Raw genomic sequence first — 10,598 nt, forward strand, 5'->3', positions numbered from 1 at the left:
ATGGCGGACGCCCTGTTGTCGGTGTCCGAGCTGGTGACGAACGCGTGCCGGCACGGTGGCGGCGCCTGGCTGCTGGAACTGGTCTGGACCCCGCCGCGTCTGCTGCACATCGAGGTCTTCGACACCAGTCCCCGCTCCCCGCGCCGTGCTTCACCGGGCCGCTGGAGAGCGCAGGCGGGTACGGGCTCCAGGTACTCGGGGTGCTCTGCGACCGTTGGGGCGTCACGTCACGCCGGGGTGTGCTCGGCAAGTCGGTCTGGGCGGAGCTCGAGGACGAGGACCGTCGACGCGGCTGAGCCCTGCCACGAGGTCGCGCCTGTCGCAACGCCAGCCGCAATCCTTCCGCTGCAGGGCAGGCAGGCGGACCGCTTCATCGTTCGGCGAGGAGTACGGCGCGCAGTCGGTCAAGGACCCGGGCCAGGATGCGGGAGACCTGCATCTGGGAGATACCCAGCTCAGCGCCTATCTGAGCCTGGGTGAGCTCCCCGGTGAAGCGCAGCGCGAGAACGGTCCGGTCGCGCTCGCAGAGGGCCGCGATGGCAGGGCGAAGGGCCTCCCGGGCCTCGACGCGCTCCAGACCGTAGTCGGTGTAGCCGAGTCGGCGGCTGAGAGGGCTCTCGTGCTCCTCCCCGTCGATGGGGGGTTCCAGCGTTCCGGCGGTGTAGCCGTTGGTCGCGATCCTCGCTTCGGCGATGTCGGCCGCGGTGGTCCCCAGATGTGCGGCCAGTTCCGGGTCGCTGGGTTCGTGCCCGAGCTGCTGCTGGAGAGTGTCGTGACTACGAGCCAGTTTTAGCCGCAGCTCCTGCAGGCGCCGCGGCACCTGTACCGCCCAACTGGTGTCGCGGAAGAAGCGTTTGAGTTCGCCGTCGATGGTGGGCAGTGCGAACGTTGCGAACTCCACGCTACGGCCCGGGTCGAAGCGGTTGATGGCCTTGATCAGGCCGACGATGCCGACCTGGATGAGGTCGTCGGTCGGCTCGCTGCGGTGGCGGAAGTGGGAGACGCAGGCACGCACCAGGGCGATGTTGAGCTCGACCAGGGTGTTGCGCACGTAGGAGTAGTCGTCGCTGCCCTCGGGCAGCGCCCACAGACGCTGGAAGAGCACTCGGGACAGCTCGCGTGACTCGTCGACGGTGAGGCAGTTGGGGGCCGGCAAGCGCGGAATCTGCGCGGGGGCGGGCAGCCCGATGGGATGTCGCGGGCTGGTTGCGGTCAAAAGTGTGCGGGCCATGGTGTCCTCCGGGTTGTGCCGCTCACCGGCTGGTTCGGGCGGTCCCCCCTGATGACGGATTTCGCGCACCGGCTCCTCGGTTTCCGGGTCCCGGCGCAGCGGTCCGCCTCGCGGCCGCCGGTTGGGGCGGCCCGCGGGGCGGGCACGTGGGTGCTACCAGCGGTACCAGCGGCCACGGCCGCCGGCACCTGCGCGTTCGCCGCGGAAGACGAAGCCGAGCAGCCACAGGACCAGGACCACCAGCGCGATCCACCACAGCGCGTGCAGGGCGAAGCCTGCACCGCCCAGGACCAGCGCCAAGAGCAGGACAACGATCAAGAGAACCATGAGTAACACCTCCTTCGTCGGATCGGCGCACGCAAGGCCCGTGGGACTCAGCCGCTGCGGACCGGCCCCAAGGCTGCTGGGGCCAGGGGGTCAGCGGCCGCGGGACCCGTAGTAGGTGCCCAGGGTGATGCGGTAGTTGGCGTCGTCCCGGTGGAGCGCGGGGTCGTACTCGGGTGCGTTCTTGATCTCGTCCTTGGTGCGGTTGACGTGGATGGTCTCCTGGTCGGTCTCGACGACGGTGATGGTGCCGGCGGGCAGCATCACGTGCTTGCCGATCAGCCAGGGCTTGCAGTTGACGACGATGAACGCGGAGCCGACCTGGTCGGTGGCGTCGTCGACCTTGCCGACGTGGCCGTCGGTGGCCTCGACCTTGTAGCCGGTCAGGTCCATGCCGGAGGTGTACTTCGAGGCGGGGCCATAGCCCCAGATGTCGCTCATGTGCTGTTCCTTGGAGTCGTGGGCCCGAGTCCGGGCCCGGTTGCAGGTGTCATGGCGGCCAGGGTCAGTGCTTGAAGGCGTCCTTGATCTTGGCACCGGCCTGCTTGGCATCGCCCTTGATCTGGTCGCCACGGCCCTCGGCCTCCAGGGCGCGGTCGCCGGTGGCGCGGCCGACGGCCTTCTTGGCGCCGCCCTTGACTGCTTCGGCCTTGTGGGCGGCCTTCTTGGAAACGCTCATGGCTGTGCCTTTCGAGTGGAGTGCGATGGGGTTCGGACTGGGAAGATAAGCGCGCGTCGGCGCCCTGCCACGTACGGCGTGTCAGCTGCGGCCCGCGCGGTGGCCCATCAGGTGCCAGCGGGACTCGTGCTCGTCGACCCCCGGTTCCGGCTCGTGCTCGTCGACGCCTGGTTCCGGTTCGCCAGAGCGTGTACCCGGCGATCCGGAACGGACACGTCGGATCGTGCGAAGGAGCCCGTCCCGCTGCTCCGCGGCCGCGTCGCGCTCCAGGCCGGCGGTCGCGGCCTCGGTCCGGGCGGCGTCACGCTGGTCGACCAGCGCAGCACGGTCCTTGTCCGCGGCGGCCGTCTCGCTTCGGGAGTGGCGCAGCGCGCGGCGTGCCTCCAGGCCGCGGCGGGAGGTCCGGCGGGCTCCGGTCAGGAGCAGGCCCAGGCCCAGCATGCCGGCGGCGCCGACGATGATGCCGAACAGGAAGAGCGTGCCGGTGGAGCCGGTCATGTGGTGGCCGAACACGGAGAACGCGCCGCCGACGGTGTGGGCACTGCCGGTGTTGCCGAAGATTCCCGCCAGGGCCAGGACGGCCGCGATGGCGAGGATGACAAGTCCGAGGATAATGATCATGACGCGATCCTCCCAAAAGGGATATACGCCGTAGACCTACAGTTAACGCCTCGACTAGACTGATGTCTACACCGTAGGTCTACGGACTGCGGCTCGGGCCTGCAGCTGGGTTTGCAGGCCGGGCCATGAGAGGTGGTGGTGGCATGGAGGCGAGCTCGGCGGACTCCGCCCCCCGGGGCGGCGAGCCACACCCGGACGGCAAGCTCACCCGGGAGCGGATGCTGGCCTGCGCCCTGGAGATGGTCGACCGCGAGGGCATCGACAAACTGTCCATGCGGGGCCTGGCCCGTGCGCTCGGCCGCGACCCGATGAGCCTGTACCGTCACGCGGCGAACAAGGCCGACCTGCTCGACGGCGTCGCCGAGACGGTCCTGGCCGAACTCACGGTCGACCCGAACGACACCGACTGGGTAGCGCAACTGCGGGCAGTGGCCCGCCAGTTCCGCCGGATCGCACTCAGCCACCCTCACGTCGTACCTCTGCTGGTCACCCGCCCGCTGGCCACGCCGCTAGCGCTGCGCCCCCGGGGCACCCTGCGCCCGCTCGAAGACGTCCTCGCCCTGCTCACGCAGGCCGGATTCAGCGGCGCCGACGCCCTGCACATCTACCGCGCCGTGTTCGGATTCCTGAACGGACACATCCTCAACGAACTCCAGGAGATCGTGGAAAACCCCGAGGAGACCGACGATCTGCTGCGCCTTGGCCTGCACCGCCTGCCCATCCACGAGTTCCCGAACCTGCGCAGCCTCGCCTCGGTCCTAGCGTCCTACGACGGAGCGGCCGAACTCGAACGCGGCCTGGACATCCTGCTCGCCGGACTCCCCACCGTCAGCACCTCCGCGATGTAGCAGGGCGCCCGGGCTTAGGGACGCCGCCGGCCCGGTCGGAGCTCCGGCTGCGCGCTACTGCCTTGCGATCTCCAGGGTGTAGCAGTTGATCTCAGCGCGTCGTACAGTACGCAACAGAACACCTGTTTGCAGGGTTGGCGTCAACGCCCGAAAGCTCTGGACGTGGTCGCCACGACACCCGGCCTGCGGCCGCTTCGCCGGCCACGCAGGGCTGCCCCGGACCCCGGCGGTCTCACAGACGAGACACCCGAGGAGATCTGGATGTCCGCGGACCACATCGTGGCTCGACGCATGCTCGTCGACCACGGCCACAGGCCGAACCTGCCCCGAGCGGTGTCGGCGACCTGCACGGTAGAGCGGCACGATCGCGAAAACAGTGCGCAGATCACCCTGAGGGGCGACATCGACCTGGAGTCCGCGCCACTCGTGCGGCAAGCACTGACGCGGTGCCTGCTCGACGGAGTGGGCACCATCCATGTCGATCTCACCCACGTCGACTTCTGCGACTGCAGCGGACTGAACGCATTCCTCCACGCCCACCACCTCGCCGGACAGGTCGGCGCGGCTGTCCACCTGCACCACCTGGGCCCGACGGTAGCGCGCCTGCTGGCCCTGACCCGCACTGACGCCATCCTGCTCGCACGCGCAGGCCCGACGTAGAGCCGATCCACAGCCCCGCACGGAGCCCGCGCCACGCGCCATGCCACGAGGAATGGCCAGCCAGGCACGCCCCGGCCCCGGGCCCTGCGCGGTTGCGGTGCCGGGATGGGGGTAGCCGCACGGCACGCGGAAGGAGGCCCCGATGTACTACTGCGAACTTCGCATCACCGAGGAAGCGGGCTGCGATGCCCGCGTCATCGCCCCGAGCACACCTGAGAACCTGCCCGTCAGCGCGAAGGAACTGGCCCGCCAGCACCTCCTCGCAGAACTGCAGGGCCGGCAGTTCACCCTGGAACCCATGCCCCACCGCGTCGAGGTGCGGATCTGGGAAGAGCGACCCGATGGCCATCCCGACGCCACCGCCGTGTGGACCCTTGACGAAGAGAGCCTCTTCCGATTGTCCTCCGGGCCCGCCCCCGTGGCCGACACCGATGAGACGCGTCGGTCTGACCCCTCACTCACCACCGCCGGCTCTCAGTGAACCGCACCGCGATGCTCGGCACCTCCGCCCACGCTTCCTGTGAATGCCACGACCTCGGACACCTTCCGGGATCCAGACGCAGGCAGCAAGCCGGGCTGCCGGTTGGCGCGTCCGCTCGGAGCAGAGCCGAGTGTGGCAGTATCGTTGGCCTGCCTGCGCGCCCCTCGGCTGCGTCGTACGTTGCTTTGAGGAGGCCGCGACGGTGTTGCATCGACGAAACTCGCCCCTTCTTCGCGCCGCTGGCACTGCTCCGCCGCACGGGCTGCGGCGCGTTGAGCCCAAGCGCGATTTGCCCGGGATGGATCCCTGGGGAACCGGCCGTCCTGCCACGTCCCGGGGCGTCTCGTGATCAGTGACGGCATGGCCGAGGTTCTGCGTCTGCTCCAGCTCGACGACGGGTTCGACGCCGCGGCGGAGGTCGCCGTGCGGGCCGCTGAGACCCTGGGCGTGGACGGGCTGACCGTCTCCCTGGCAACCGGCGGTGAGCAGGCGGAGCTGGTGTGGTGCACCGACGAGGCCGCCGGACAGTTCGAGGACCTGCAGTTCACTCTCGGTGAAGGCCCCGGACCAGATGCTGTGCGCGCGGGTGCGATGGTGCTGGTGCCGGACCTGGCGCGGGTGCGAGCCCACCGGTGGCCGGCGTTGTCCACGGAGTCCGGGGCCTTGGCGGTCTGTGCGGTGTTCTGCTTCCCGATGGCCATCGGGGCGATCCGTGTCGGTGTACTGACGGTCGTGCGCAGTCAGGGGGTCCACTCAACCGACCCGGCACCGACTCCGCATACCCCGCCCAGAGGCACTCGCCGTCGCCGTGTGGGCCTCCCAGCTGGCGTCTACCCAGGTCGACCCGCGGGACGGACCAGCCCTTTACCGGGTGCGGCCCGGCCGCCGAGTCGTGAGGAGATCTTGCGGGCGTGACCTGGTGTGGCCGTACGAATCGAGGGCAGGCGCACGTGCACCTACTGATTCGGGACGTATGGGAGAGCCCATGAAGGCACTGGTTTACCAGTCCCGTGCGACTGCCCGCGGAGCTCTGGCACTCCTGGTGCCTGGGAGGCTCGCCGCCCTGAAGCTCCCGTGGGGAAAGTAGGGGCAGCAGCGCGGAAATGTCGGCGTGTTCCCTGGAGACATCAAGCCCGAGGTGGTGGCGACACCTGAAGGGGCTTCCGCCGGGCCGAGGTTGGTCGCCGCCTGCCGCGGGAACCGTCCGCGGAGCAGGAAGCGGGCGGACCGTAGAAGCAGAGTTCGCCAGGGCCGGTGGCGCGGCTCCTCCCGCTCAGCTGGCGGGGGCCCACTCGACGGTCCGCGTGCGGAGCTTGGAGGCGACGGCGGCGAGGCAGCCGCCGGGCAGGTCGGTGACCCAGTCGAAGGCGTCGAGGTTGATGCCGTGCTGGGCGGCGGCTTGGAGCATGTCGGCCAGCAGGGCCGTCGCGGCGGCCTTCTCTTCCTCGGTGCGGGGGGTGCTGCGGCGCTCGGCGACGTCGTTGATGCGGTCGGCCAGCTCGCGGTGTCGGGCCACGGCGCGGTAGCACGTGCTGGGCAGGTCGGTGACCCAGTCGAAGGTGTCGAGGGTGATGCCGTGCTGGGCGGCGGCCTGGAGCATGTCCGCGAGCAATGCCGTCGCAGCGGTCTTGTCCTGCTCGGTGCGCGCGTGGGTGGGGCGGCGTTCAGCGGCGGTGTTGACGCGGTCGGCCAGGTCGTTGTGCCTGGTGACGGCGCGGTAGCAGCCGCCGGGCAGGTCGGTGACCAGGTCGAGGGCGTCGAGGTCGATGCCGTGCTTCGCAGCGGCTTGGAGCATGTCGGCGAGCAGGGCGGTGGCGGTGGCCTTGTCGTGGTCTGCGCTGGCTTGGGCGGGGCGGCGTGCGGCAGCGTCGTTGATGCGGTCGGCCAGGCTGCGGTTCTTGCGGTCGGTGTAGGCGTACACGTCTGAGGTCTCCGTGGTCGGTCGGGTGGCCGCCGGCAAGCGGCCGGTTCCGTTCTGGGCGCCGGGAACAGGGGAGCTTGGTGTTGCGTTGCGGGCCCGTCGCGCCCAGGTGGCGCGCCGGGCTATCCGAGCCCGTCGTGGTCTTGTCGCTGTCGGGGAGCGGGTGCGGCCGACCAGTCGGATGGCCGGGTCGGCCGCACGCCCCGAGGGGTTACAGGGCGTTGGTGAGGCGGTCGGCCAGGAGGCGGGTGAAGCGGGCGGGGTCGGGCAGGTCGCCGCCTTCGGCGAGTAGCGCGCTGCCGTGGACGAGTTCGGCGATCTCGGCGATGGCCGGGTCGTCGCTGTTCCTCGCGTGCGCCTCGCGCAGGGCGGTGACGAGGGGGTGGGTGGGGTTGAGTTCGAGGATCCGCTTGACGGCGGGGAGCTCCTGGCCCATGGCCCGGTACATCTTCTCCAGGGTGGGGGTCAGGTCGTGGGCGTCGCCGACGAGGCAGGCCGGGGAGGTGGTGAGCCGGCTGGTTAGGCGGACCTGCTTGACGTGCTCGGACAGCGTGGTCTGCAACCAGGCGAGGAGGCCGACGAAGTCCTGCTCCTGCCGGGCCTTGGCCGCCTTCGCCTCCTCACCGCTCTCGTCCTCGGCGTCGTTGCCCAGGTCAACCTGGCCCTTGGCGATGGACTGGAAGCGGTGGCCGTCGAATGCCGAGACCTGGTCGGTCCAGACCTCGTCGACGGGGTCGGTGAGGATGAGGACCTCGTAGCCCTTGGCGGTGAAGGCCTCCATGTGCGGGGAGTTCTGCACCATGGCGCGGTTCTCGCCGGTCAGGTAGTAGATGGTGTTCTGGCCGTCCTTCATCCGGGAGACGTACTCGCGCAGCGTGGTCGTCTTCTCCGGGTCGTGGGTGGACGCCGCGGAGACCAGCTCCAGCAGGGTGTCGGTGTTGTCGCGGTCCTCGATCAGGCCCTCCTTGATCACCCGCCCGAACTGCTCCCACAGGGTGGTGTAGGTGTCGGTGTCGGTGGCCTGCAGGTCCTTGATCGCGCCGAGGACCTTCTTGACGAGGCGTCGGCGCACGGCGGTGATCTGGCGGTCGTGCTGCAGGATCTCGCGGGAGACGTTCAGGGACAGGTCGTGGGCGTCGACGACGCCCTTGACGAAGCGCAGGTAGTTCGGCATCAGGGCGTCGCAGTCGTCCATGATGAACACCCGCTTGACGTAGAGCTGCATGCCGCGCTTGGTGTCGCGGGAGAACAGGTCGAACGGGGCGTGCGCGGGGAGAAACAGCAGCGCCTCGTATTCGAAGGTGCCCTCGGCGCGCATGTGGATGGTTTGCGCGGGGTCCTGCCAGTCGTGGCTGATCTGCCGGTAGAACTCGTGGTACTCCGCCTCCGTGACCTCCGAGCGCGGACGGGCCCACAGGGCCTTCATCGAGTTCAGGGTCTCCAGCGTGCCTGCGGTTTCGCCGTCGGCGCCGGAACTGCTGCTGTCGGCGTCGGTGTCGTCTTCGCTGGTGACGGGGCTGGGGGCCTGGGCGGCCATGCGGATGGGCCAGCGGATGAAGTCGGAGTACTGCTTGACGATCTGGCGGATCTTCCAGGCAGCCAGGTAGTCGCCGAGTCCGTCCTCGCTGTCCTCCGCCTTGAGGTGCAGGGTGACCGTGGTGCCGACGGGCAGGTCGGCGGCGTCGGCGATGGTGTAGGTACCTTCCCCGTCGGACTCCCACACGGTGCCCTGGTCGGTGCTGGCGCGGCGGGTGTGCAGGATGACCTTGTCGGCGACCATGAAGGCGGAGTAAAAGCCGACGCCGAACTGCCCGATCAGGCTCGCCGCGTCGGTGTCCTTGTTCTCCTTGGCTTCCTTGATCTTGGCCAGCAGCCCGGCGGTGCCGGACTTGGCGATGGTGCCGATCAGGTCGACGACGTCGTCGCGGGTCATGCCGATGCCGTTGTCCCGCACCGTCAGGGTGCGGGCGTCGCTGTCGGCTTCCAGGGTGATGTGCAGGTCGGAGGTGTCTGCGCCGAGGTCGGGGTCGGTGAGGGATTCCAGGCGGAGCTTGTCGAGGGCGTCGGAGGCGTTGGAGATCAGCTCGCGCAGGAAGATGTCCTTGTTCGAGTAGATCGAGTGGATCACCAGCTGCAGCAGCTGGCGGGTCTCCGCCTGGAACTCCAGCGTCTCGGTCGTGGCGGCCACGGAAAGTGCTCCTTGAGGTGAGGGGTGGAAAGGGTCGGGTCGAGTAGCGGTTCGGGGGTGCCGCCCAAAAGCAGGTGGTGTTCTGCTTGCGGGGACGGCCTGGCATGGGCGATCTCAGACGTGGCTGAGGGGCTGGTAGGGCTGCTCGGGTTTGGTGCGGCCGGGGCGGGCGGTGCCGTAGCAGGACAGGAAGAGCTTCCAGCCGTCGCGGCATTCCAGGGTGGCGCCGTAGCGGACCGCGGGCGGGTTCGGGCGGACGCTGTACCGGTCGGCGCGAATGACGCCGCCGGACGGATCGTCCGCGCTGGTGGCGGTGGCGACCAAGGCCTGCTCGACCTGGGCCACCGGGACCGAAGATCCCTTCAGGTCTGGCACCGGCACAGCAGTGGTGTCGGCGTCCCCGGTATCACCTGTGGTGGCGGAGGCAGGAGCTGGCCCGCTGGCGCCGGTGATGGTCCACCACACCTTCCCGCCGCTGGTGAGAGTGACGGTCAGTCCGTAGGGGCTGTCGTCGTCGCGCTTGGTGGCGTCGGTGATGCCGGGGATGGTGGGGGCGCGCTCGATGAGGAGGTGCTGGAGGTCGGCTGGGGTCATGGTCGTCGGTGGGGTCGGGGACGGCAGGGCCGTCGCAGAACGGGCGTGACGGGTCGGCCGTGAAGCCAGTCAGCGTGAGCGCTGCGCTCCGGAGTTCGTGCGGCGCCTCAGGCGCAGGGGAGTTGTGTAGCTGATGTGGCAGCCGGCGCGTCGGGCGCCCGCGACGGTCTGGGTGAGGGCGTCGATCGCGGCCTGGTCGTAGAACGTGGCCTGGGACAGGTCTACGGTGACTTGCCGGTGGTGTGCCGCCTGGTCTTCGATGTGCTGGCACAGCTGGTCCACGGTGGCGAAGTCGACTTCGCCGCGCACCGCGATCACCGGTGCCGGGCACGCTGCGGTGTCCCGGCGCGGCAGGAGCGGGGCGGGCAGTAACGCGATGGGCGGCACGGGGACCTCCATCTTGCTCAGTGGGCGGTGGTGTAGCGGGCGGGGTCGTTCCAGGCAGCACGCCGTTCCACGGTGCTGACGGGGTGGTCGTGCCAGAAGCTGGAGCCGGTCACCAGCGCGGTGCCACAGCGCGTGGGCGCGCACCCGGGCCGGCGCGAGCGCATGCGGGTCGGGGGTAAGTGAGGACCCTTGCACCGCGTCCACGCTGTCCTGCAGCTGCTGGGCATGTACGTGGCCTGCGCTGTGGGCGTCGCGGATGCGGTCGCCCAGGAACCAGGTCAGCTTGGCCAGGCTGTAAGCGGTGACCGAATCCCCGCTGACCGCGCTGGCCGGGGTGCCGCTGGGGGTCATGGGGTGGGGGTGCGGCGCTGCCGGGTGTTGTCGGCGCGCAGCTGGTCGGTGCGGGTGGTGAGCTGGTCGAGCCGGTCGGCGATCTTCGGGTGGTCCGCCTCCAGCAGGGGGCGGGCTCCGGCGAGGGGGGCGAGCAGACGGGCGGGGTCGTTGTCGCCGAGCGCGTCCAGCAGGCGCTCTATGGCGGGGGCTGCGCTGGCGCCGAGGTCGTCCAGGGCGCCGATCTGCCCGGCGAGGCGGCGCAGGTCGGCGGCGTTGTCGCGGGCCCAGCCGGTCACGGCGCGGTCGGCCGCGCGCTGGTCGCGGGCGGCTT

At 69.9% G+C, this 10,598-nt stretch carries 13 protein-coding genes and 1 pseudogene; 4 read left to right on the top strand and 10 right to left on the bottom strand.

Annotated features, from left to right (window positions below; translation table 11 throughout):
• Window positions 1-370: 370 nt before the first annotated feature.
• The 5 genes from TR49_RS31240 to TR49_RS44755 all read right to left on the bottom strand — a co-directional run bounded on the left by TR49_RS31240 (window position 371) and on the right by TR49_RS44755 (window position 2,855).
• Complete coding sequence (locus TR49_RS31240) at window positions 371-1,156, bottom strand: SigB/SigF/SigG family RNA polymerase sigma factor (protein ID WP_236653606.1); 786 nt, start codon at window positions 1,154-1,156, stop codon at window positions 371-373.
• A 228-nt stretch (window positions 1,157-1,384) separates the two neighbouring features.
• Window positions 1,385-1,558, bottom strand: coding sequence for a hypothetical protein (locus TR49_RS31245; protein WP_042387457.1), 174 nt, complete (start codon window positions 1,556-1,558; stop codon window positions 1,385-1,387).
• Between the two features lie 90 nt (window positions 1,559-1,648).
• Window positions 1,649-1,996, bottom strand: a complete 348-nt coding sequence (locus TR49_RS44115) for a hypothetical protein (RefSeq protein ID WP_042387459.1) — start codon at window positions 1,994-1,996, stop codon at window positions 1,649-1,651.
• Window positions 1,997-2,060: 64 nt separating this feature from the next.
• Complete coding sequence (locus TR49_RS41880; RefSeq protein ID WP_084725625.1) at window positions 2,061-2,234, bottom strand: CsbD family protein; 174 nt, start codon at window positions 2,232-2,234, stop codon at window positions 2,061-2,063.
• 81 nt (window positions 2,235-2,315) lie between these two features.
• On the bottom strand, window positions 2,316-2,855 hold the full coding sequence (locus tag TR49_RS44755; RefSeq protein ID WP_063770218.1) for a hypothetical protein: 540 nt from the start codon (window positions 2,853-2,855) through the stop codon (window positions 2,316-2,318).
• 143 nt (window positions 2,856-2,998) lie between these two features.
• On the opposite strand from TR49_RS44755, the gene TR49_RS31260 reads away from it, so the two are divergent.
• The 4 genes from TR49_RS31260 to TR49_RS40485 all read left to right on the top strand — a co-directional run bounded on the left by TR49_RS31260 (window position 2,999) and on the right by TR49_RS40485 (window position 5,759).
• Window positions 2,999-3,703 (top strand): TetR/AcrR family transcriptional regulator C-terminal domain-containing protein, encoded by a 705-nt coding sequence (locus TR49_RS31260; protein ID WP_042387460.1) that lies wholly within the window; start codon window positions 2,999-3,001, stop codon window positions 3,701-3,703.
• Between the two features lie 261 nt (window positions 3,704-3,964).
• Window positions 3,965-4,363: an STAS domain-containing protein gene (locus TR49_RS45920; protein WP_236653607.1), complete on the top strand. Its 399-nt coding sequence runs from the start codon at window positions 3,965-3,967 to the stop codon at window positions 4,361-4,363.
• 142 nt (window positions 4,364-4,505) lie between these two features.
• On the top strand, window positions 4,506-4,844 hold the full coding sequence (locus TR49_RS45925) for a hypothetical protein (protein ID WP_042387461.1): 339 nt from the start codon (window positions 4,506-4,508) through the stop codon (window positions 4,842-4,844).
• A 360-nt stretch (window positions 4,845-5,204) separates the two neighbouring features.
• Window positions 5,205-5,759 (top strand): hypothetical protein, encoded by a 555-nt coding sequence (locus TR49_RS40485; RefSeq protein WP_152627542.1) that lies wholly within the window; start codon window positions 5,205-5,207, stop codon window positions 5,757-5,759.
• 358 nt (window positions 5,760-6,117) lie between these two features.
• On the opposite strand, the gene TR49_RS31280 is transcribed toward TR49_RS40485, so the two are convergent.
• The 5 genes and pseudogenes from TR49_RS31280 to TR49_RS44120 all read right to left on the bottom strand — a co-directional run.
• Window positions 6,118-6,765, bottom strand: coding sequence for a hypothetical protein (locus TR49_RS31280; RefSeq protein WP_042387462.1), 648 nt, complete (start codon window positions 6,763-6,765; stop codon window positions 6,118-6,120).
• Window positions 6,766-6,976: 211 nt separating this feature from the next.
• Window positions 6,977-8,953 (bottom strand): molecular chaperone HtpG, encoded by a 1,977-nt coding sequence (gene htpG, locus TR49_RS31285; protein WP_042387463.1) that lies wholly within the window; start codon window positions 8,951-8,953, stop codon window positions 6,977-6,979.
• A gap of 114 nt (window positions 8,954-9,067) precedes the next feature.
• On the bottom strand, window positions 9,068-9,547 hold the full coding sequence (locus TR49_RS31290) for a hypothetical protein (RefSeq protein WP_042387465.1): 480 nt from the start codon (window positions 9,545-9,547) through the stop codon (window positions 9,068-9,070).
• Window positions 9,548-9,616: 69 nt separating this feature from the next.
• A complete protein-coding gene (locus TR49_RS41890; protein ID WP_084725626.1) occupies window positions 9,617-10,285 on the bottom strand; it encodes an STAS domain-containing protein in 669 nt (222 codons plus the stop codon).
• A pseudogene (locus tag TR49_RS44120) lies at window positions 10,282-10,598 on the bottom strand (type III effector protein); the annotation flags it as partial. The pseudogene TR49_RS44120 and the gene TR49_RS41890, both read right to left, overlap by 4 nt.

It is taken from the genome of Streptacidiphilus melanogenes (assembly GCF_000787835.1).
GTDB classification, from domain to species: Bacteria; Actinomycetota; Actinomycetes; order Streptomycetales; family Streptomycetaceae; genus Streptacidiphilus; species Streptacidiphilus melanogenes.